Origin of the sequence: Streptosporangium sp. OZ121 (assembly GCF_051918885.1) — a bacterium.
Lineage (GTDB): Bacteria > Actinomycetota > Actinomycetes > Streptosporangiales > Streptosporangiaceae > Streptosporangium.
Window position 1 is genome coordinate 1 of the sequence record NZ_JBPXMC010000011.1, and the last position, 19,673, is coordinate 19,673.

Annotated in this window: 21 protein-coding genes and 1 pseudogene; 8 read left to right on the forward strand and 14 right to left on the reverse strand. The window is 69.9% G+C overall.

Annotation, left to right across the window (positions count from 1 at the left end):
- Positions 1-197 precede the first annotated feature (197 nt).
- Positions 198-725, reverse strand: a complete 528-nt coding sequence (locus tag ACTOQ1_RS20575) for a GNAT family N-acetyltransferase (protein WP_440069360.1) — start codon at positions 723-725, stop codon at positions 198-200.
- 285 nt (positions 726-1,010) lie between these two features.
- Here ACTOQ1_RS20575 and ACTOQ1_RS20580 point away from each other — a divergent pair, with 285 nt between their 5' ends.
- On the forward strand, positions 1,011-3,299 hold the full coding sequence (locus tag ACTOQ1_RS20580; RefSeq protein WP_440069362.1) for a DEAD/DEAH box helicase: 2,289 nt from the start codon (positions 1,011-1,013) through the stop codon (positions 3,297-3,299).
- Between the two features lie 304 nt (positions 3,300-3,603).
- Here ACTOQ1_RS20580 and ACTOQ1_RS20585 read toward each other — a convergent pair whose 3' ends face one another.
- From ACTOQ1_RS20585 to ACTOQ1_RS20595, 3 genes are all read right to left on the reverse strand, one after another.
- Positions 3,604-4,425 (reverse strand): alpha/beta fold hydrolase, encoded by an 822-nt coding sequence (locus tag ACTOQ1_RS20585; protein WP_440069364.1) that lies wholly within the window; start codon positions 4,423-4,425, stop codon positions 3,604-3,606.
- A 332-nt stretch (positions 4,426-4,757) separates the two neighbouring features.
- Complete coding sequence (locus tag ACTOQ1_RS20590; RefSeq protein WP_440069366.1) at positions 4,758-5,219, reverse strand: dihydrofolate reductase family protein; 462 nt, start codon at positions 5,217-5,219, stop codon at positions 4,758-4,760.
- Between the two features lie 232 nt (positions 5,220-5,451).
- Complete coding sequence (locus tag ACTOQ1_RS20595; RefSeq protein WP_440069368.1) at positions 5,452-6,057, reverse strand: TetR/AcrR family transcriptional regulator; 606 nt, start codon at positions 6,055-6,057, stop codon at positions 5,452-5,454.
- Positions 6,058-6,121: 64 nt separating this feature from the next.
- Between ACTOQ1_RS20595 and ACTOQ1_RS20600 the strand changes: the two genes are divergently transcribed.
- On the forward strand, positions 6,122-6,538 hold the full coding sequence (locus ACTOQ1_RS20600) for a VOC family protein (protein WP_440069369.1): 417 nt from the start codon (positions 6,122-6,124) through the stop codon (positions 6,536-6,538).
- 20 nt (positions 6,539-6,558) lie between these two features.
- On the opposite strand, the gene ACTOQ1_RS20605 is transcribed toward ACTOQ1_RS20600, so the two are convergent.
- The 3 genes from ACTOQ1_RS20605 to ACTOQ1_RS20615 form a co-directional block, all read right to left on the reverse strand.
- Positions 6,559-7,698, reverse strand: a complete 1,140-nt coding sequence (locus ACTOQ1_RS20605) for an acyltransferase family protein (protein WP_440069371.1) — start codon at positions 7,696-7,698, stop codon at positions 6,559-6,561.
- Positions 7,699-7,872: 174 nt separating this feature from the next.
- Complete coding sequence (locus ACTOQ1_RS20610; RefSeq protein WP_440069373.1) at positions 7,873-8,913, reverse strand: cupin domain-containing protein; 1,041 nt, start codon at positions 8,911-8,913, stop codon at positions 7,873-7,875.
- Between the two features lie 169 nt (positions 8,914-9,082).
- Positions 9,083-10,108 carry a helix-turn-helix transcriptional regulator gene (locus ACTOQ1_RS20615; RefSeq protein WP_440069375.1) on the reverse strand — a complete coding sequence of 342 codons (1,026 nt, stop codon included), beginning with the start codon at positions 10,106-10,108 and terminating at the stop codon, positions 9,083-9,085.
- A gap of 61 nt (positions 10,109-10,169) precedes the next feature.
- On the opposite strand from ACTOQ1_RS20615, the gene ACTOQ1_RS20620 reads away from it, so the two are divergent.
- A complete protein-coding gene (locus tag ACTOQ1_RS20620; RefSeq protein WP_440069377.1) occupies positions 10,170-11,360 on the forward strand; it encodes an epoxide hydrolase family protein in 1,191 nt (396 codons plus the stop codon).
- 83 nt (positions 11,361-11,443) lie between these two features.
- A complete protein-coding gene (locus tag ACTOQ1_RS20625) occupies positions 11,444-12,025 on the forward strand; it encodes a putative glycolipid-binding domain-containing protein (protein ID WP_440069379.1) in 582 nt (193 codons plus the stop codon).
- Between the two features lie 51 nt (positions 12,026-12,076).
- Here ACTOQ1_RS20625 and ACTOQ1_RS20630 read toward each other — a convergent pair whose 3' ends face one another.
- The 3 genes from ACTOQ1_RS20630 to ACTOQ1_RS20640 form a co-directional block, all read right to left on the reverse strand.
- On the reverse strand, positions 12,077-12,358 hold the full coding sequence (locus tag ACTOQ1_RS20630) for a hypothetical protein (RefSeq protein ID WP_440069380.1): 282 nt from the start codon (positions 12,356-12,358) through the stop codon (positions 12,077-12,079).
- A gap of 97 nt (positions 12,359-12,455) precedes the next feature.
- Positions 12,456-12,650, reverse strand: a complete 195-nt coding sequence (locus ACTOQ1_RS20635; RefSeq protein WP_440069382.1) for a hypothetical protein — start codon at positions 12,648-12,650, stop codon at positions 12,456-12,458.
- Between the two features lie 105 nt (positions 12,651-12,755).
- Entirely contained in the window at positions 12,756-12,995 is a 240-nt protein-coding gene (locus ACTOQ1_RS20640) for a hypothetical protein (RefSeq protein ID WP_440069383.1), read from the reverse strand.
- A gap of 230 nt (positions 12,996-13,225) precedes the next feature.
- Here ACTOQ1_RS20640 and ACTOQ1_RS20645 point away from each other — a divergent pair, with 230 nt between their 5' ends.
- A complete protein-coding gene (locus ACTOQ1_RS20645) occupies positions 13,226-14,053 on the forward strand; it encodes a helix-turn-helix domain-containing protein (protein ID WP_440069385.1) in 828 nt (275 codons plus the stop codon).
- 2 nt (positions 14,054-14,055) lie between these two features.
- Positions 14,056-14,253 (forward strand): DUF397 domain-containing protein, encoded by a 198-nt coding sequence (locus ACTOQ1_RS20650; RefSeq protein ID WP_440069386.1) that lies wholly within the window; start codon positions 14,056-14,058, stop codon positions 14,251-14,253.
- 87 nt (positions 14,254-14,340) lie between these two features.
- On the opposite strand, the gene ACTOQ1_RS20655 is transcribed toward ACTOQ1_RS20650, so the two are convergent.
- On the reverse strand, positions 14,341-14,931 hold the full coding sequence (locus ACTOQ1_RS20655) for a YdeI/OmpD-associated family protein (protein WP_440069388.1): 591 nt from the start codon (positions 14,929-14,931) through the stop codon (positions 14,341-14,343).
- Positions 14,928-16,811, reverse strand: a complete 1,884-nt coding sequence (locus ACTOQ1_RS20660; protein WP_440069390.1) for an NAD(P)-binding domain-containing protein — start codon at positions 16,809-16,811, stop codon at positions 14,928-14,930. The genes ACTOQ1_RS20655 and ACTOQ1_RS20660 overlap by 4 nt, the downstream gene beginning before the upstream one ends.
- 409 nt (positions 16,812-17,220) lie before the next feature.
- Between ACTOQ1_RS20660 and ACTOQ1_RS20665 the strand changes: the two genes are divergently transcribed.
- Complete coding sequence (locus ACTOQ1_RS20665; RefSeq protein ID WP_440069392.1) at positions 17,221-17,748, forward strand: pyridoxamine 5'-phosphate oxidase family protein; 528 nt, start codon at positions 17,221-17,223, stop codon at positions 17,746-17,748.
- A gap of 48 nt (positions 17,749-17,796) precedes the next feature.
- Here the strand turns inward: ACTOQ1_RS20665 and ACTOQ1_RS20670 are convergent, their stop codons facing one another.
- The gene (locus ACTOQ1_RS20670) at positions 17,797-18,699 is read right to left on the reverse strand and encodes a TIGR01777 family oxidoreductase (RefSeq protein ID WP_440069394.1); all 903 of its coding nucleotides are present in this window, start codon (positions 18,697-18,699) and stop codon (positions 17,797-17,799) included.
- Positions 18,700-18,858: 159 nt separating this feature from the next.
- Between ACTOQ1_RS20670 and ACTOQ1_RS20675 the strand changes: the two genes are divergently transcribed.
- Entirely contained in the window at positions 18,859-19,437 is a 579-nt protein-coding gene (locus ACTOQ1_RS20675; protein ID WP_440069396.1) for a YdeI/OmpD-associated family protein, read from the forward strand.
- Between the two features lie 22 nt (positions 19,438-19,459).
- Here ACTOQ1_RS20675 and ACTOQ1_RS20680 read toward each other — a convergent pair.
- Positions 19,460-19,651 (reverse strand): annotated as a pseudogene (locus ACTOQ1_RS20680) (helix-turn-helix transcriptional regulator); the annotation flags it as partial.
- Positions 19,652-19,673: the final 22 nt, after the last annotated feature.

Below are 19,673 nucleotides of genomic sequence, written 5' to 3' on the forward strand. Positions count from 1 at the left end.
GGTGAGGGGTCGTGCCGTTCGGACACCACGGACACTAGAAACAGTCGACGCTTCCTTCTGCGCAGGAATGCACACTCAGCCCCCAAAGTGCACTATTACGGACTCGCACCCATGGGAGGGGCGACTCGCCGTACGGCCGGGAGAGACGCCCGCGCCCCCTTCCAGCGCGGCGTCCGGCCCCGCCCGAGCGGAACGTCTCACGTCTCCGCGGCGAGGTCCACGAGCCAGTCGTTGCACCGTATGGCGTTTCCCGGCGGGTACTCGAAGTCGCACTCGGCGACGAACTGGAACCCGGCCTTCCGGCAGATCGCGTTCGACGCGGGATGGTCGACGGAGGGGTACGCGTGGACGTAGCGGTGCCTGCCCTCCTCCCTCGCCCTGGCGATGACGGCCAGGGCCGCCGCGACCGCTATGCCCCTGCCCTGGAACTCCGGCAGGACGCTCCAGCCGGTCTCGTACACGGTCTCGCCCCGCCAGGCCCGTTCCCAGTATCCGATGCTGCCGACCCGCTGGAGCCCGGGGAGCAGGACGACGCTGAACATCCGGCCGGTCTCCTTCCCCGCGATGTCGACATACCGTCTGTGCCGGTCGAGGAGTTTCTCCTCGGTCTCCGGGCCTCCCAGGTGATCGGTCATCTCCGGCGCGTTGATGCGCCGCAGCAGGTCGAGATCGGTCTCCGCCCACGGGTCGAGCCGTACCAGCGGCGCGTTCCCTCGATCTGACATCCGTCTCACTCCACCTTCGGCCACTCACGTTCGGAACACGCGGATTCTGCCAGGAGACACCGACAATCGGTCCCGGCACGTGCCCGGCGGGCGGTGGGGTCGCGGTGGAATCGGGGCCCCGGCCCGGCCAGGCCGTTCATCAGGTTCTTCCCGTAACCCATGAACGGCTCATCAGCGGGCAAAAGGGTGTGACGCCGTGTCCGGCCTGGCCGATCGTTGACAACCGGTCGGGTGGTTGACGACGGTGAACTACCGCGATCGAGCCGTGACGGGAGGGACGAGAGCTTGGGCGACGTCGAGCGAGAAGACCCGGCCTCCACCCCCAGGCAGGTCAGGGCCCTCTTCCAGAGGGCGGGTCGCCTCCGGTCCCACGCGCGCACGCTGCTCGCCGATGACGCGCGGGCGCGCGCCGACGCCCAGCGGGCGCTGGCCTCCGTGCGTACGCGCCTGGCACGCGAGGAGCTGGGGTCGATTCCCCTGACGCGCCTGAAGGACGTCACCGTGGGGCGGCTTCGGATCAAGGCCCTCGAACAGGCCGGCTACCAGACGATCCTCGACATCCTGGACACCACACCGTACGCGCTCCAACTGCTCCCCGGGGTCGGGGCGTGGAACGCGAGACAGGCGCACGCCGCCGCCGAGCAGATCGCCAAGGCGGTGGAGGAGACGGTGGCGCTGCGGATCGACGTCGACCGGCAGGACGACGAGACCACGGACCTGCTGATCGCGCTGAACCGGCTGGTGAACGCCGGCCCCGACCTGCCACGCGCGAGCGGCGCCGCGCGGAGGATCGAGCGGACGCTGGCCTCGCTCCTGCCCGCCGCGCAACCCGCTCGCGGGTGGCTGCGGATGCTGCTCGCGGGCCAGGGAGGTCGTCGCCGTGCGCAGGAGGCCGTCGCGCGGATCGAGGACGTGATCGCGGAGGCGAACGCGTCCGACACGGCGCTGCTCTTCGGCCAGGCCTCCGTGGACCTGCTGCGCCCGCCGGTCTCCGGCATCGAGGCGTGGGTCGACTTCGAGCTCCGCGCGTCCGAGTACTACAACCTGCTCGCCGAGCTCGCGGCCACGGAACCCGACCGTGTCGCCTCGGAGGGCTTCCTGCCCGACGACATCTCCGCGCGGGTCAAGGCCCAGGACCTCGACGACACCCACCGCCGGGTCTCCCTGCGCGGCTACCAGTCGTTCGGCGCCCGCTTCGCCCTCGCCCAGCGGCGGGTGATCCTGGGTGACGAGATGGGCCTGGGCAAGACCATCGAGGCCGTCGCCGCCCTCGCGCACCTCTGGGCGCGCGGCGAGAGGCACTTCCTGGTGGCCTGCCCGGCCAGCGTCCTGATCAACTGGGTACGCGAGATCGAGGCCCGCAGCACGCTGCGGGCCTACTCCCTGCGCGGCGGCGGCCGGACCGCCGCCCTGGCGGAATGGATCCGCACCGGTGGCGTCGCCGTGACCACCATCGACACCCTGCACCGGCTGGAGGTCCCCGGCGACGTCGCGCTCGGGATGCTCGTGGTCGACGAGGCGCACTACGTCAAGAACCCGGCCGCCCGGCGTTCCCAGGCCGTCGCCCGGTGGTGCGGCCGTACCGACCGGGTGCTCTTCATGACCGGGACCCCGATGGAGAACCGCGTCGAGGAGTTCCGCAACCTGATCGGCTACCTCAGGCCCGATCTGCTTCCGGGCATCCGGAACGGCGACACCGCGGCGCTGGCGACGGTGGCGGGGGCGGGGGCCGCGAGAGGGCAGGCCTTCCGCAGGGCCGTGGCACCGGTCTACCTGCGCCGCAACCAGGAAGACGTGCTCACCGAGCTGCCCGACCTCGTCCACGTGGACGAGTGGGAGGAGTTCAGCCCGGCGGACCTCGCCGCCTACCGGAAGGCGGTGGCCGACGGGAACTTCATGGCGATGCGCCGTGCCGCCTACGCCGTGCCGGAGACGTCGGCCAAGCTACAGAGGCTGCTGGAACTCGTCGACGAGGCGGCGGGCAACGATCTCAAGGTCGTGGTCTTCTCCTACTTCCGCGACGTCATGACCGCCGTCCACGAAGCTCTCGGGGGCACCGGCGCCCCGGGATCCCCCGGTGACCCCGGCGGCCGAATCCACGGGCCGATCTCGGGCGACCTCGGCACCGCCCGCCGGCAGCAGGTCATCGACGAGTTCACGGCGGCCCCCGGCCATGCCGTGCTGCTCAGCCAGATCCAGGCAGGCGGGATCGGCGTCAACCTGCAGGCCGCCTCAGTGGTGATCATCTGCGAGCCCCAGGTCAAACCGACCATGGAGAGCCAGGCCGTGGCCCGCGCCCACCGCATGGGGCAGGTCCGCAAGGTCCAGGTGCACCGCCTCCTGACGGCCGACAGCGTCGACCAGCGCATGCTCGACATCCTCCGCGGCAAGGTCGGGCTCTTCGACACCTACGCCCGCCGCAGCGACCTGGCCGAGTCCACCCCCGACGCGGTCGACATCTCGGAACAGACCCTGGCCCGTCAGATCGTCGAGGAGGAGCAGCGACGCCTCGCGACGTCACGTCCGTCGCAGCCCTCGCTGCCCTCGCGGCCCTCGCGGCCTTCGCACGCCTGAGGGGATCGCGGCCCCGCCGGACACCGGACATCGGAGCGGCCGGCCCCTGTGGCGCGGAACGGGAATCGTACGGCCCGAAAAGGGAACCGTACGGCGTGGAACGCGAACCGTACGGCATGAAAAGAGAATCGTGCGCTCCCGAACGATTTCGAACCTCGAACCTCGAACGTTCGCGAGCGTGGTCAGGCAGTGTCGCACCCGTCCTGGGCGGCGGTCTCGCCCGGGACGTCGAACCCCCGGACGTCGGACCGTCCGAGGGCCCGGATCCTCCCGGGAGCCGGATCCTCCCAGGAGCCGGACCGTCTCAGGACCTGGCGAAGGCCAGCAGGTCGGCGTTGAACTCGTCCCTGTAGGCGCCGACCAGGCCGTGCGGCCTGCCCGGGTAGACCTTCAGGGTGGCGCCCTTGACCAGTTCGGCCGACTTCGGGCCGGCGGCGACGATGGGCACGATCTGGTCGGCGTCGCCGTGCGCGATGAGGGTCGGGATGTCGAAGCGCCGGAGGTCCTCGGTGAAGTCGGTCTCGGAGAAGGCCTTGACGCAGTCGTACGCCCCCTTGAGGCCCACCTGCATGCTCCACATCCAGAAGGCGTCCCTCGCCCCCTCCGACACCTCCGCGCCGGGCCGGTTGAAGCCGTAGAAGGGCATGCTGAGGTCCCTGTAGAACTGCGAGCGGTCGCCCGCGACCCCCGCGCGGATGTCGTCGAACACCTCGATCGGCAGGCCCTCGGGATTGGCGTCGGTCTTCAGCATGAGCGGCGGGACCGCGCCCAGCAGGACGGCCTTGGCGACGCGGGAGGTGCCGTGCCGGCCGATGTAGCGGGTCACCTCGCCACCGCCGGTGGAGTGCCCGACCAGGATCACCTCGCGCAGGTCGAGGGTTTCGATCAGCCGGGCCAGGTCGTCGGCGTAGGTGTCCATGTCGTTGCCGTTCCAGGGCTGGCCGGAACGACCGTGCCCCCGGCGGTCGTGCGCGACGGCCCGGAAACCGTGGTCCGCGACCAGCTTCAGCTGGTCGTCCCAGATGTCGGCGTTGAGCGGCCAGCCGTGGCTGAAGACGACCGGCTGCCCGCTGCCCCAGTCCTTGTAGAAGATCTCGGTACCGTCAGCGGTGGTGACGAAGGCCATGTCAGTTCCTCATCGAGGTGGTGTGCGAGCTGGACATACCTCGACGTTAGGTCAGCGGGTGGCACCCGCCATCGGCCAGACGAACGCATCGCGCGAACTTCATGCTGCATTGACGAAACCATGGCTTCATGAGGGGATTCGGTGGTTTCCGGGATCTTTGAGCGCGTCGCACAGGGCCGAGCGCGAGGTGACGCCCGGCCGGGAAGGCACCCGGCAGAGCCGACCGCGGACCCGGCCGCCGTGCGAAACCGTCCCGGTGGCGTGATGACGGGCCTGCCGGGATCGCAGGCCACCGCGCAGGCGGACCCCCTGATCTCGACCCCGCACAGGTCCTAAGGCCTCGCGACGCCGTAGCGCAGGTGGGTGACGCTTCCGGTGACGGGTCTCCCCACCGGGACCAGCTCGGCCCGGTCCTCGGCGAACAGCGGCGTGCCCTCGCCCATCAGCAGGGGAACGAGGTGGATGCGCACCTCGTCGAGCAGGCCCGCCCTCAGCGCCTGCCGAGCGACGTACGCGCCCAGCACCAGGACGTCCCTGTCCCCCGCGGCCTCCCTCGCGCGCCGGACAGCGGCCTCCAGCCCGTCGAAGGCGAACGTCCCGCCGTTGTCGCCGATGAGATCATGCCTGGTCCGGTGGGTGACGACGAAGCTCGGGACGCCGGGCCACGGGGTGCCGCCCCACGGGCCCACACCGAGGTCGAACGTGCGCCGTCCGATGGCGGTGGCCCCCACCGCCGCGTCCACCTGCCGGCGGACGCCGAGGTCGATCTCGCCGTCCGGCCCCTCCCCTGCCATCCACTCGTGCAGCCGTTCGCCGCCGTCCCCATGCCCGCCTCCATCCTGACGTTCGGGCCGGCGACGAACCCGTCCAGGGACATCGACACATCCAGCACGACCTTGCTCATCGCGAGCCTCCTCCGCTCCGTCGACGCCGCGATCGGCGCCGTCACGAAGAAGTCGGAGCAGACCCGGCCGTCTCGACGTCGGCGGGTGCGGAAACCCCGACCACGAGGAACGCCCCGGTCGCCTACCGGTGGTCACGCAGGGATTCCAGGATGCGCGACAGGGCCGCGGTGACGGCGGGAAGGTCCTCGGGGTCCGTGGAGCGGGCCAGCCACAGGGCCGCCTCGTTCATCGCGCCGGACAGGAGGCGGGCGAGCGGCTCCACGGGCTGGCGGGTGACGATCCCCGCCTCGATCAGCGTGCCGAGCGCCTCGGTGAGGTGCCGCGCCGAGGACGCCTCGTCCATGGCCCGCCACTCGTTCCAGCCGAGCACGGCGGGGCCGTCGACGAGCATGATCCGCTGCACGTCGGGGTCGCGGCTCACCGCGAGGAAGGTCCGGCATCCCGCGACCAGTTGCTCCCACGGGTCGTCGTACGCGTCCGCCGCCGCCGCGACCCGCTCGCCGACCTCCTGCTGCACCTGCTCGACGACCACGTGGAAGAGGGCGGCCTTGCTCTCGAAGTGGTGGTAGAGCGCGCCCTTCGTGACGGCCGCCGCCCCGACGATCTGCGCCAGGCTCACCGCGGCGTACCCGTGCCGCGCGAACAGCGTCCTCGCCTCGGTCACCAGCGCCCGCCTGGTCTCCAGCCGTTGCCGTGCCCGGTCCACCGCGACCTCCCCAGTTGACATACCGGTGGTATGTTAGCCTCACATACCGATGGTATGTCCATTCGCCGAGCCGAAGGGAGAGGGCATGACCCTCACGAGCTTCTACCCGGTCGTCTGCACCGATCGAATCGCCGAGTCCCACGACTTCTACCGGCGGTTCTTCGGCTTCGAGACGACGTTCGAGACGGACTGGTACGTGAGCCTGCGACAGCCGGAGCCGCCGCACTACGAGCTGGCGCTCGTCGACCGCGACCATCCGACGGTGCCGGAGAAATACCGCTCGGCGGTGCGGGGGCTGATCCTCAACTTCGAGGTGGCCGACGTCGACGCCGAACACGACAGGCTCGTACGGGGGGCCGGGCTTCCGGTGGAGCTGACGCTGCGCACCGAGGAGTTCGGGCAGCGGCACTTCATCGTGGCCGCGCCCGACGGCGTGCTCATCGACGTGATCACCCCGACCGAGCCGTCCGCCGCCTACGCCGAGCGGTACGTGGCCCCCTGATCTACGCCACCTGGCGAGTCCTAGGATCCGCCCGGCGCGGACTCCCTTACCGAAGACCTGGCCAGCCGCCTGCCGAGACGTTGAGCGGGGGCCTCGAGCAGGCGGTGGGTCAGGTAGCAGAGCGGCACCAGGGCGAGGAAGAACAGCGGGAGGTTCGGGCTGATCCGCAGCAGGAGCGGGTGCAGCAGATAGAGGGAGAAGCTGATCACCCCGAGGTGGGCGAGCCATCGGGGAAACGACCTGCGCCGCAGCGCGAACCCGGCCGCGAAGAAACCCGCGGCCAACAGGATCGCCGGCGCCCAGCCGGGATCGTCCTTGGCGAGGACCCCGCAGGCCAGGACCGTCAGCACGGTGGCGACGGCGGTACGCCACCGGATGGTCCCCCGCTCGGCGCGGTACACGGCCGTACCGGCGAACATCATGGCCAGGATGATCAGGCCCTGCCAGGCGCCGATCCGGCTGCCCAGGACCACCAGCGCCAGCCCGAGGAGACCGCCCGCCACCGCGGCGGCCGTACGCGTCCCGCCCCCCGCCCGCGCCGACACCACCACGACCGCGACCACCGCGACCCCGAGAAGCGCCGCGACCAGGTCGGCGCGGCCACCGATGACCGGCCCCGGCAGCAGGAGGCCCAGGAGTACGGCCGACAGCGCCAGGACGATCGCGGTCGCGGCCGACCGGTGCGCCCGCCCCGTGGCGAACAGCCCGACCGCCAGCAGGTAGAACGCCATCTCGTACGAGAGCGTCCACATCACGTCGATGACGGCGGGCACGCCGAGCAGTTCCTGCAGCATCGTCACGTTCCCGAGGACGACCAGGGGCAGCGGACGCGTGCTCAGGCCCGGGTGGAGGACGAACGCCCCGGCGTACGCGAGAAGGAGCGCCAGGCCGAGCGCGGCGAGCAGCAGGGGGAGAAGGCGGAAGGCGCGGCCGATCCAGAAGACCCGCAGGTCACCGCGCCGCTCCAGGGATGCGGGGATGATATAGCCGCTGACCAGGAAGAACACGAAGACGCCCCAGGTGCCGACGTCGATCCTGCGGTCCACCTCCGCCCAAAGGTCCGGGATGAAGGTCCAGCCGGAGTGGTGCAGCGCGACGGCCAGCGCGGCGGGTCCGCGCAGGGCGTCCAACCAGGCCAGCCGCGAGGGGATCGGGGCCATTCGCCCGACTTTAGACGATGGGCATGGTTGCCCGGATATCACCTGGCCTGCGACCTCACCGCAACCCCGAGCCCGCCCGCCACCCGGCCCGCGACCTCACCACAGCCCCGAGCCCGCCCGCCACCCGGCCCGCGACCTCACCGCAACCGGGAGAGGACCAGCCGGGCGACGTCCTCAGCGCACCGGGTCGCGAGGGTTGGCGCGGGCGACGAAGAGCGGGTCGACCGGTGTGAAGGGGAACCGGGGGAGGTCACGCTCGGGCATGCCGAAGCTCGCGGCGAGAACCTCGCGGGAGAACGCCGACGCGCTGGCCCGGTAGCCGATGTCGGCGGGCATGGCCTGGTCGAAGAAGATGAGGAAGTGGATGTCGTCCTCGCCGAGGACCTCGATGTGATGCGGGAAGGCGCGCGGCACGAAGTACACGTCACCGGGGCCGAGCACGTACTCGTCGAGGGTGCCGTCGGGGTCCAGGACACGCATGCGGGCGTGCCCCTTCTCCACGTACCCCATCTCGGCGGTGACGGGATGCCAGTGCGGTTCGCGCATCCCGCTCTCCTTGACGCGCAGGGAGTACATGGAGATGTCCTCCAGGGCGGCCCAGTACTGGCTACGGGCGAGGCGGGCGCTGCCGTAGGCGTAGGACAGCGGCGGGTGCTGGCCCTCGAGGTCGAACAGGTGGGCGTTGGGCAGGCCGGCCGTGGCCGGGATGTCGGCGGCACCGGTACGGCGGACGATCTGCTGGGCCGGAGACCGGTCGAGGGCGGCGAACGCCGAGGCGGGCAGGTCGTAGGTGTTCCCGAGCACCGCGTCGGTCATGGCGCTGAAACTGTCGTGCAGCGAGAAGTGCCGGGGGCGCTCGTCGCGCAGCGCGAGAACGAACTCGGCGCGGTCGTCACCGACGTTCTCGATGTGGTAAATCGCGCCTGACTCGACGTGGTACATCTGACCTGCGGCGACGATGAACGAGGAGAAGGCGTCGGCGTTCCCCAGGATCGACACCAGCACCGTGCCGGAGAGGCAGTAACCGATCTGGTTGGCGTTGACGTTCCACTGCGGCTCGCGGATCGCGCCGGGTTCCAGGGTGACGTGCTTGATCGAGAGCCCGCTGAGGATGGGCATCGCGCCGGCGTCGACCAGGGTGACCGATCCGAGCTCGCTCTCGAACGCGGGGGACGCGGTCGCCAGGGATGTGACGTGGCGTGAGGTGCTGGTCATGACGTCCCCTTCGTTGTCGCGATCCGCGCGATCGCGGTCGTGGACGCACGCCGCCTTCACCGCCTGGATCCGCCGGTGGTGTACGCCTGTTTCTGCAGGTTAAGCAGCAGGTGCCCGCTGTGACGGGTCCTGTCGCGGCGTGTCGCCGACATCACCCACATATGACTTCCTACGTGTGGCGGCCGGCGTCGGGCGGCTCGCTGCCGGGCACGCCGCACGGCGACGTACCGCGAGATGTCTCCGCCGGAACCGCTCGCCGGTAGCGGTCGGCCAGCACGCGGATCTGCGAGACGAGTTCGGGCGGCTCGGTGACCTCGAAGTCGGCGTCGAGCATGCCGAGGTATCCGGCCAGCATCTGCGGCGTGTCCGAGCCGACCTCGGCCACGCAGGCGTCGTCGCCCAGAGGTTCCACCGGAACGCCGGGCGGCAGCCGGTCGCGCACGTGCTCGGCCGGCGCGCGCACCGTCACCCGCGCCCGGTACCGCCAGGGCGCGGTGGCCAGGCCGGCGGCGACGTGGCCGACGAGGTCACCGCCGGGATCCTCGCGCGGGGCGAACCGCGGGCCGTTCGGTGTCCGCAACCGCATCCGGTCCACCCGGAACGTGCGCCAGTCGGACCTCGCGACGTCCCACCCGACCAGGTACCAGCGGCCTCGGCTGTGCGCGAGCCGGTGCGGCTCGACCTCGCGGCGGCCGGCCGATCCGTCGTGGCCGGTGTAGTCGAACCGGAGCCGCTCGTGGTCGCGGGAGGCCGCCGTGATCGCGGTGAGCGTGGCGGCGTCCACGCTGGGGCCGGCGTGCGGAAGCGGGACGAGGTACGCGCGCAGGCCGTTGACACGACGGCGAAGCCGCGACGGCAGCACCTGTTCGAGCTTGGTCAGGGCACGCAGCGCCGCCTCCTCGATGCCGGTGACCGCGCCCTGCGTGGCGCCCACTCGGAGCCCGACGGCGACGGCGACCGCTTCCTCGTCGTCGAGCAGCAGCGGTGGCAACGTCGCGCCGGCCCCGAGCCGGTAACCGCCGGTGACGCCCCTGATCCCGTGCACCGGATAGCCGAGGTCGCGCAGGCGCTCCACGTCGTTGCGCACGGTCCGCGCGGTGACGTCGAGGCGCTCGGCCAGCTCCGGCCCGGTCCAGTCGCGTGGCGCCTGCAGCAGGGAGAGCAGCCGCAGTAGTCGTTGTGCCGTGTCCAGCATGTTTCAAGTCTGCCCGAATACAGGAACGGAGCTTTCCTGTATCGCTCCTACGTTTCTCGCCATGGACAACAACACCGGCATCCGCCCGTTCCACGTCGACATCCCGCAGGCCGAGCTGGACGACCTGCGCGATCGCCTCACCCGCGCCCGCTGGCCCCGGCAGATCTCCGGAACCGGTTGGGAGCGCGGCGTTCCCGTCGATTACCTCAGGGAATTGGCCGACTATTGGGCGAACGGCTTCGACTGGCGCGCGCAGGAGAAGACGCTGAACGAGCACCCGCAGTTCGTGACGACGATCGACGGCCAGGACATCCACTTCCTGCACGTCCGCTCGCCCGAGCCGGACGCGCTGCCGCTGATCCTGTGCCACGGCTGGCCGGGCTCGTTCGTGGACTTCCTGGACGTGATCGGGCCGCTGACCGACCCCCGCGCGCACGGCGGTGACCCGGCGGACGCCTTCCACGTCGTGATCCCTTCGCTGCCCGGCTTCGGGTTCTCCAACCCGGTGCGGGAACCGGGCTGGGGCAACCTGTTCCGGGTGGCCGCCGCGTTCGGGGAACTGATGAGCCGGCTCGGCTACCAGCGGTTCGCCGCGCAGGGCGGGGACGTCGGCGGCGGCGTGACCACGCTGCTGCCCATGGCCGCCCCCGGCCGCGTGGTCGCCACCCACCTCAACGGTCCGTCGCCGTACCCGTTCGGCCCGCCCGTCGAGCTGGACGGCCTGTCCGGCGCGGACCGATCGCGCGCCGAGCGATTCAACGCCGCCCGCCAGGACGGCCTCGGCTATCTGCACCTGCAGTCCACCCGGCCGCAGACCCTGGCCTACTCGCTGACCGACTCGCCGATCGGGCAGCTGGCGTGGATCGCGGAGAAGTTCAAGGAGTGGACCGACCCGGCCGCCGAACTGCCCGAGCACGCGGTGGACCGCGATCGGCTGCTCACCAACGTGAGCCTGTACTGGTTCACCGGCTCCGGCGCGTCCTCGGCCGACATCCTCTACGAAGGTATGCAGGCCTACCGCGAGATCGCCGCCGCGCAGTCCGGCGACGACCAGGCCGGGTGGCCGTCCGCGCCGGCGCCGCCGCAGGGGATCGCGGTGTTCGCGGCGGACATGACGATCCGCGCACTCACCGACCCGGCGAACACCGTCGGCCACTGGTCGGAGTTCGACCGGGGTGGCCACTTCCCGGCGATGGAGACACCCGACCTGCTCGTCGGCGACCTGCGTGAGTTCTTCCGCGTCGCGCGGTGATCCCGGCGGCGGGTCCACCGTTCGGCGGGAAGCGGGAAGCGGGAAGCGGGGAGCGGGGAGCGGGGAGCGGGGAGAATCGCGTCATGACTTTCACAGCACCGCCGAAGACCGCCGCCTGGCGACATCTCGACGCGCGGGAAGGGTTCGAGGTGGCCTACTTCCAGCCTTCGGGCGACGGCCTTCGCATCGAGGGGTGCACGACGGCGGTCGAGGAGGGCCGGACCTGGATCGTCGGCTATGCCATCGAGCTGGACGCCTCCTGGACCACGCGAAGCGCGCGGATCACGGGACGCTCGGCCTCGGGAACCCGGCAGACCGTGCTGGAGGCCGACGGCGCGGGCCACTGGCGCGTCGACGGCACACCGGCTCCCCACCTGGACGGCTGCCTGGACGTCGATCTGGAGTCCTCGGCGATGACCAACACCTTCCCCGTGCATCGGATGGGCCTCCGCGCCGGCGACCGGTCGACCGCCCCCGCCGCCTACGTACGCGCCACCGATCTCGCCGTCGAACGGCTCGAACAGGACTACGTCCGCGTCGCCGACGAGGACTCCCGGCAGCGCTACGACTACAGCGCCCCGGTCTTCGACTTCGCGTGCCGCCTGGTCTACGACGAGTCCGGCCTCGTGCTCGACTACCCCGGGATCGCCGTACGCGGGGCGTGACCTCCCCAAGCGTGGCGGCCCGGGAGGACGCTCCCGGGCCGCCGCGCCGTTTCAGCCGCCGGGCGGGTGACCGGCGTCCAGGCTGAGCGCGATCTGCACCTGGCGGACCAGTACCGTGACCAGCCGCTCGGGTGAGGCACGGATGAGCACGCATCTGATGCCCGCCTTCACCTCCCGATCGGTGAGCGGCCGACGCCGGAGGGCGGTCCAGCGGCGCAGGAGAGGGTCGTGGACGATGTTCCACTCGGGGAAGGTCTGCTCAAGCGCGGCACGCTGGCGTTCCTCGGGCGCACTCACGATGACGGCGACCTGGGCCGCTCTCATGGCGATCATCCCAGCACGCCTCGGTACGGATGAGGTGAGCGGCAGGGGGCGGGAACGGAGGTCAGGCCATCGTGGCACCGCCCGGAGGGGCGGGATCGGCGCCCGATCACGGCGTCACCCGCGTCGCCCGTGTCGCCCGCCCGGCCGCCTCTCGGGCGATGGCCTCGTGCCGATCGACCTCGGCGCGCAGATCGTCGAGAGTGTCGGCGTCGACCGTACGATCCGCGCCCGCGTCCGACTCGGCGTCGGTGAACGGAAGGACGCGGGAGGCCCACAGCCGTCCCCTGTCGCTGAGAATCACGCGCCAGCCGGAAATGGTCGATTCGGGCGTTGTGGATCTAGCATCTTCCATGGATCGGCCGTTCTAGGACCCGTCCGGACGTGTGCAGCGTCGGGCGGGTCCGCCCTATGAGGTGGGGAAGAAGAATTTGGTTCGCGCCGTACGGCGCCGAGCCTCCAGACGCGCGGCGATCAGCTCGCCCGACGGCTGCTCGTACTCGTGATCAGCGATGTGACCTGGGCAACCGTGGGCGTATGGCGCGTGCCCGCAGACGGCACAGCCCATCGGCATCGGCGCACTGTCGGCGAAGCAGCCGCAGCCGCTCGCCCTGGTCCGGTCGAGAACCGGAGCACTAGGGTTGTTCACGGATCGGGACTCACTTCCTGATCAAGGGCCCGTCCGGACGTCGCAAGCGCCGGGCGGGTCCGTTCGCGTTCGCGGGAAACAGCGGCCGGGATCGACGACTTTTGGGTGACCCGCACCTCTCCCATCGAGACATCCCAATAATGGATGGGAAATCCCATGATCACAATACGTAATATCAAAATGACTCAGCGTGAGACAGGTAAGAGAATCGCGTAGGGCAAACTGTCCCCATGCTGAACACCGTCCGCCAACGCCGACTGGCCCGGGAGATCCGCAGCCTTAGGGATGCCGCAGGCTGGACGACCACCGAGGCCGCCCAGCACCTTTCCTGGTCGAAGAGCAGGCTCAATCGGCTGGAGACGGGCGTGGCCAAGGCCACGGAACAGGACGTGGCAGAAATCTGCGACGTATACAAGGTCGCCGAGTCCGTGCGGGCCGCGCTTGTCCAGCTGGCGCGAGACGGGACCCGCCAAGGCTGGTGGACCGCCTACAGCGATGTGTTCGCCGGATCGTACGTCGGGCTGGAGGACGAGGCGTCACTCATCAAGGAGTGGGGCGTCCAGCTCGTTCCCGGCCTGCTTCAGACCGAGGATTACGCCCGAGAGATCATCAGCACGAGGCTCGGAAACGGTGACGCAGAGCAGGTGTACCGCCGGGTGATGGCCAGGATGGCGCGAAAGACGCTGCTCGGGCGACCGAACCCACCTGAGCTACATGCCGTACTGGACGAGGCGGTGCTTCACCGCCCGATCGGCGGGCCAGAAGTGATGCACGAGCAGCTACGGGCCCTGACCATCGCAGCTCGCCGACCCAACGTGACCATCCAGGTGTTGCCCTTCGGGGTCGGTGTCCACGCGGGCATGGACGGCTCGTTCATCCTCCTCGAGTACGCCGATCCGGCTGACGACGTCGCCTACGTGGCGGGGACGGCCGGGGATGTGTACGTCGAGAACCCGGAGCACGTAACGCTCTATAAAATGTCTTTTGAGCGCATTTGTAACGCAGCACTTACCCCCGACGCATCGCAAGCGATGATCGCCGCGGCCATGAAGGAGTAGCCATGTCCTCTGACCTGCTCGGCGCCGAGTTCCGCAAGTCCAGTTACAGCAACAGCGGGGACGCCTGCGTCGAAGTGGCGACGAACCTGCCGGGGCTCGTCGCCGTTCGCGACAGCAAGGACCCGTCCGGTCCCGCGCTGACCTTCACCCCGAAGGCCTGGCGCGACTTCCTGACGGGCGTCCGCGGCGGCGACTTCTGATCCGGCTCGTACGGTGGGCACGACCGGGCCCAGGCACCGTGTTCGGTGGTTCCCGGGCACCACGGGTCGCGAGGTGGGTGAAAGGTGTCAGGGCTTTCTCCGGGGGCCGTGGGGCGGTTCCCCGGCCTCCAGGCGTTCGACGTAGCCGGCGATCCTGCGCGCCCGTGTCTCGGGCTTCTTCGTCTTCTGGATGGTGAGCAGGATCTGGTAGCTGCTGCTCTTGCTGAGGGCGGCGAAGGCGGCCGCCGCGGCGGGAGAGGCGTCGAGCGCCGCTCTCAGGTCAGGGGGGACCTCAGCGGTGCTCGGCGGGGCGTAGGCCGCGGCCCAGCGGCCGTCGGACTTGGCCAGCTCGATCTGTTCGAGCCCGGCCGGCCGCATCCGGCCGGCGGCGATGAGCTTCTCGACCTTGGTGCAGTTGATCTTCGACCATGAGCTGCGAGCCCGGCGCGGCGAGAAGCGCTGGGCCCACCAGCCGTCCGGCGCGTTTCCCGAGAAGGCCTTGCCGTCGATCCAGCCGTAGCACAGGGCGACGTCCAGGGCCTGGGACCTGGTGACCGAGGGCACCTCCGTGCCCTTCTTCGGCAGGGCGACCCAGACCTCGTCGGCGGTCCGGTGGTTCGCCTCCAGCCAGGTCGCGAACTCGTCGACCGAGGTGAAGTGCAGGTTGTCGCCCGTCACCGGACACCTCCGGCGTGGAGACCCCCGGCCTCGGCCGCGGTGGGCCGGGCCCGCTGTTCGGCGGCGGCCTTGATGCGCTCCAGGGTCTTGTGGATGCCGTCGCGCAGCTCCTCGGTGTGCCCCTCGTAGCCGCCGAGCGCCAGGTTGGCGAAGGACGCGGTGCGCTTGCGCTGCCCGGCGCTCTGCCCGGAGACGTCCCACCGCTCGGTGAGAAGGGTGCCCCCGCCTTCCTGCTCCAGCCGGTAGCTCCAGCGCACGCCGTTGGTCCTGGTGCGGAACGCGAAGGACTTGCCCGGCTCCGCCCGCTCGACCTCGTTGGTGGTGACCCACACGACCCAGCCACGGCGGTTGACCCCGACGAAGCGCGCCCCGACCCCGCGCCTGCCGCCGATCCAGACGCATCGACGGCATTCGGGACTCCACTGCCCCATCCGCGTCACGTCGCTGACGAGCTCCCACACCACGTGGGGATCGGCGTCGATCCAGACCGACACCTCTTCCGGCTGGTAGCCGTCGGGGCGCCGGTTCGCGGCGGCCTTGGCCTCGGCCTTGGACGTCGCCAGCGCGAGCCGGGCTCCGTCGCGCCGCGCACGGTCCAGCTCGGCCAGGTAGGGATAGTGGTCCACCTGCATGGTGTGGCGCTTGGAGGCCACGTAGCGTTTGGCGAGCTTAGCCTTGTAGCGGGCGATCTCCCGGTGCATCTGCTCCGGCGAGGGCAGCGCGGCACTCCCGTCCAGCAGGTCGGCCACCCAGTGGGACTGGGCCTCGGACAGCACCGTGGTCGCCCCCAGGGGCTGGAAGAGCCCGACGAAGTACAGGCCGGGGTGGTTGGGATCGACCACGCGGTGGAACAGGGAGACGTCGTTGTCGGTGGGCGCGATCACGGTCTCGTCCAGGAACGGGAAGCTGACCTTGTAGCCGGTGCTGTAGATGACCGCGTCGATGGCCTCGCTGCTGCCGTCGGTGAAGTGCACCGTGTCACCCTCGAAGCGGGCGATGTTCGGCTTGACGGTGATGTCGCCGTGGCCGAGGCGGGCCAGCAGGGACTCGGAGACGGTCGGGTGGGCGTTGAACAGCTTGTGGCCCGGCTCCGGCAGCCCGTAGTCGGTGACCTTGCCGACCGTCAGGCGCAGCAGGCCCGCCATCACCCACCGCTGTGCCTCCCGCGGCAGCACCCTGGTCAGGAAGGGGCTGATGAGGTCGTCACTGGGCTTGCCGAACATGAACTTGGGAAAGACGTATCCCCCGCGGCGCATGGCCATGAACGTGCGCTCGGAGACGGTGGAGGTCTCCACCGCGATGTCGGACGCCGAGTTGCCGAGGCCGAGCACGAGCACCCGCTTGCCGACGTACTCGTCGGGGACCTTGTAGTAGTGCGAGTGGGTCTGGGTGCCGGTGAAGGTGTCCGCGCCGGGAAAGGGCGGTTCCGGATAGCGGGGGACCGAGTGGTGTCCGTTGGCCACCACCACCGCCCGGTAGTGACGGCTGGTCTCGACTCCGGTGTCGCGGTGGCGCACGGTCACGTTCCAGCCCCCGCCGTCGGCGGGCTCCACGTGGGTGACCTCCGTACGGAAGGAGATCGCGTCACGAAATCCGAAGTGGTCGACGAAGTCGTCGAAATACCGTGCCATCTGGAAGTGGGTGGGGTAGGCCGGATAGTCGTCGGGCATGGGATAGCTGCGGTATTCCGTCAGATGCCGAGAAGTGTTGATGTGCAGCGACCGGTAACCCGAGGACAGGCCGTTGTCGTTGAGATAACGCCAGTTTCCACCGACGTGGGAGCCGGCCTCATAACAGTCGAAGGCGATACCGCGCTCGTGCAGAACCTGGCAGGTGGCAATCCCCGACGAGCCTGCTCCGATAATGCAGACGTCCTCCATAATTACTTCCTCCTTGCGATCGGTTTCCCGACGTCGGTGGACGGAAGGTGCGGGGGCGTGCCCCGGGCCTCCCGTTTCCCCTTCGTTCCCTCCGACTACGTTTACCTGCCATCAAGTTATGCCGGTAACACCTTTAGGGACAACGAGCACGCCATAAGGATTACTTATTGAGCCGGGTAATAATTTCTTATTGAATCCGGAGAAGCCCCTGCTCGTCCTGGGCGGCGAATCCGGATCACCACCGGGCTTAATCGATACGAAAGACACCCCTTATTGCGACGTCATTGCCCGCCCGTCGTCGCGGTCGTAGCCTCGTGATCGGAACATCATTTTCCCGTCACCGCGGCCATGGTTTCGCGAGATCGAGATCATCCCTGTCCGCCCCCCGCACGGCAGAAAGGAAGAAACGATGTCCATCACTTACCCCGAGGCCAGACTGGACGTGCGTTACAGCGAACCGGGAGTGGAGCCCACCTCGTGGCGGGAGACCCTGGACCTGCTGGAGACGGCCGAGCTGTTCTGGCTGACGACCGTCCGCGCCGACGGCCGGCCCCACGTGACACCGGTGGTCGCGGTGTGGCACGACGACGCCATGTACTTCACCACCGCCTCGATCGAGCAGAAGATGCGCAACCTGGAGCACAGCGGGAAGGTCGCGGTGACGACGGGGAACAACCTGTGGACCAAGGGACTCGACATCGTCGTCGAGGGCACGGCCACCGAGATCACCGCCCCCGAGGCCCTGCCGGGCATCGTCGGCGCGTTCGACGCGAAGTACGGCGCCCACAACAGCTGGAGCCTGGAGCTCGTCGACGACGTCGCCCAGGTCGCGGGCCACCCCGCGGTCGTGTTCCGCATCGAGCCGGCCAAGGTGCTCGCGTTCGGGAAGGAGCCGCACGCGCAGACCGGCTACCGCTTCGCCGGAGCCTCGTCCTAGCGGCAGGCGCCGTGCGCCGGCGCGTGAGCCGCCCGGCGCCGGTCCCCGTCACCGATCCGGCATCGACGGGCGCAGGACGTCGGCGAGCGCGGTGTCGAAGTCGGTGTGCCGGAACGTGAACCCCGCGTCGCACAGCACCCGGGGAACCACGCGCAGGCTGATGAGCGCCAGCTCGTCGGCCGCCTCGCCGAGCACGGCCCTGACCACCGCCTTCGGCACGGGCAGGAGCACGGGCCGGCGGAGTGCCCGGCCGAGCGCCTTGGTGAACTCGCCGTTGGTCACGGGGTCCGGCGCGCACAGGTTGACCGGCCCCGAGATATCCGGGTTGTCCAGGAGGAACCGGATGGCGGCGATCTCGTCCGGCATGCTGATCCACGCCACGTACTGCCTGCCGTCGCCGAGCCGCCCGCCCAGTCCCCATTGGACCGGTGGTCTGAGCAGGCTGAGCAGGCCGCCGTCGGGCGACAGCACGAGGCCGGTGCGCAGCAGCACGACCCGGCTGCCCGCGTCACGCGCCACCACGGTCGCGGCCTCCCAGTCGACGACCATCTCGGCGAGAAAGCCGGAGCCTTCGCCCGATGTCTCGTCGGCGGCGACGTCGCCGGTGTTCCCGTAGAAGCTCAGGCTGGACGCGTTGATCAGGGTGGGGACGCCGTGCTTGGCGACGGCTTCGGCCAGCGTCCTGGCCGGCTCGATGCGGCTGGCACGGATGCGCCGCTTACGCGCCGCGTTCCACCGGCCCTGGAACGACGAGCCGCACAGGTTTATCACGGCGTCGGCCCCGTCGAGCGCGTCCCGCGCGATCGTGCCGGAGGCGGGATCCCACTCGTGCTCGTCCTCCGCCGCCGGTTCGCGCCGGACGAGCCTGCGCACCTCGTGACCCGCCTCGCGGAGCTCGGAGACCACTGTTCTGCCGATAAGACCGGTCGATCCCGCGACGACGATCAGCATGTGATTCACGTTACTTCGCCCGCGTCGTCCCGCGTCAAGACGACGAGAGGTTTTCCGGGCGGGAAAGAGCGGATTCACCGCCTGGCCGGCCCGCCACCGGTTCGAGGACCCGGCATCCGACGATCTCCACCGGCGCGACGGGCGGATAGCCTGATCCGTATGGATGAGCGCGACGGAGTGGAGATCATCGCCTTCGCGGACGCCGAGGCGTTCGAGAGCTGGCTCGCCGAGAACCACACGCGCCACGAGGGCTTGTGGATCAAACTGGCCAAGAAGAAGTCCGGCATCCCGACGGTCACCTCCGACGAACTGGTCGACGTCGGGCTGTGCTACGGCTGGATCTCCGGCCAGCGGCTTCCTCTCGACGAGCAGTACTACCTGCAGAAATACGTGCCGCGCCGGCCCAGGAGCCTGTGGTCGCAGGTGAACGTCGACAAGGTCGCCATGCTGACCGCCGCCGGGCGGATGCGCGAACCCGGGCTGGCCGAGGTGCGCAAGGCGCAGGAGGACGGGCGCTGGGCGGTGGCCTACGAGTCGCAGAAGACGGCGACGGTGCCCCCCGATCTCGCGGCGGCGCTCGACGCGAACCCGAAGGCCGAAAAGGCGTTCGAGGCGCTCGACAAGACCGGGCGTTACCTGGTGATGCTGCCGTTGCTCCAGGCGCTCACGCCGGAGAACAGGAAGGCCCGGCTCGACAAAGTCCTAGAAATGCTGTCCAAGAGCGAAAAATCGGGATAAAGGGTCAAGCGGTTCGACGGTGCCCCACTGACCGGCCGCCTGCCGTACCCCGGGTCGCGCTGACCGGGCAGCCGAGCTCGCGCAGCCGGTCGACGTCGCGGCGGAGGGTCCGCTCGGACACTTCGAGCCGGTCGGCCAATTCCACTCCGGGCCAGTGGCGGTGGGTCCGCAACAGCGAGAACAGCCTGAGGGTCCGTGAGCCGGTGTTCGCCATACCGACACCTCCACCCGAATTC

What these genes read in the sequence shown, in the direction of transcription:
- ACTOQ1_RS20575 (WP_440069360.1), bottom strand. Translation starts at nt 725, where the DNA reads ATGTCAGATCGAGGGAACGCGCCGCTGGTACGGCTCGACCCGTGGGCG.
- ACTOQ1_RS20585 (WP_440069364.1), bottom strand. Translation starts at nt 4,425, where the DNA reads ATGGCCTTCGTCACCACCGCTGACGGTACCGAGATCTTCTACAAGGAC.
- ACTOQ1_RS20590 (WP_440069366.1), bottom strand. Translation starts at nt 5,219, where the DNA reads ATGGCAGGGGAGGGGCCGGACGGCGAGATCGACCTCGGCGTCCGCCGG.
- ACTOQ1_RS20595 (WP_440069368.1), bottom strand. Translation starts at nt 6,057, where the DNA reads ATGTCAACTGGGGAGGTCGCGGTGGACCGGGCACGGCAACGGCTGGAG.
- ACTOQ1_RS20600 (WP_440069369.1), top strand. Translation starts at nt 6,122, where the DNA reads ATGACCCTCACGAGCTTCTACCCGGTCGTCTGCACCGATCGAATCGCC.
- ACTOQ1_RS20605 (WP_440069371.1), bottom strand. Translation starts at nt 7,698, where the DNA reads ATGGCCCCGATCCCCTCGCGGCTGGCCTGGTTGGACGCCCTGCGCGGA.
- ACTOQ1_RS20610 (WP_440069373.1), bottom strand. Translation starts at nt 8,913, where the DNA reads ATGACCAGCACCTCACGCCACGTCACATCCCTGGCGACCGCGTCCCCC.
- ACTOQ1_RS20615 (WP_440069375.1), bottom strand. Translation starts at nt 10,108, where the DNA reads ATGCTGGACACGGCACAACGACTACTGCGGCTGCTCTCCCTGCTGCAG.
- ACTOQ1_RS20620 (WP_440069377.1), top strand. Translation starts at nt 10,170, where the DNA reads ATGGACAACAACACCGGCATCCGCCCGTTCCACGTCGACATCCCGCAG.
- ACTOQ1_RS20625 (WP_440069379.1), top strand. Translation starts at nt 11,444, where the DNA reads ATGACTTTCACAGCACCGCCGAAGACCGCCGCCTGGCGACATCTCGAC.
- ACTOQ1_RS20630 (WP_440069380.1), bottom strand. Translation starts at nt 12,358, where the DNA reads ATGATCGCCATGAGAGCGGCCCAGGTCGCCGTCATCGTGAGTGCGCCC.
- ACTOQ1_RS20645 (WP_440069385.1), top strand. Translation starts at nt 13,226, where the DNA reads ATGCTGAACACCGTCCGCCAACGCCGACTGGCCCGGGAGATCCGCAGC.
- ACTOQ1_RS20650 (WP_440069386.1), top strand. Translation starts at nt 14,056, where the DNA reads ATGTCCTCTGACCTGCTCGGCGCCGAGTTCCGCAAGTCCAGTTACAGC.
- ACTOQ1_RS20660 (WP_440069390.1), bottom strand. Translation starts at nt 16,811, where the DNA reads ATGGAGGACGTCTGCATTATCGGAGCAGGCTCGTCGGGGATTGCCACC.
- ACTOQ1_RS20665 (WP_440069392.1), top strand. Translation starts at nt 17,221, where the DNA reads ATGTCCATCACTTACCCCGAGGCCAGACTGGACGTGCGTTACAGCGAA.
- ACTOQ1_RS20670 (WP_440069394.1), bottom strand. Translation starts at nt 18,699, where the DNA reads ATGCTGATCGTCGTCGCGGGATCGACCGGTCTTATCGGCAGAACAGTG.
- ACTOQ1_RS20675 (WP_440069396.1), top strand. Translation starts at nt 18,859, where the DNA reads ATGGATGAGCGCGACGGAGTGGAGATCATCGCCTTCGCGGACGCCGAG.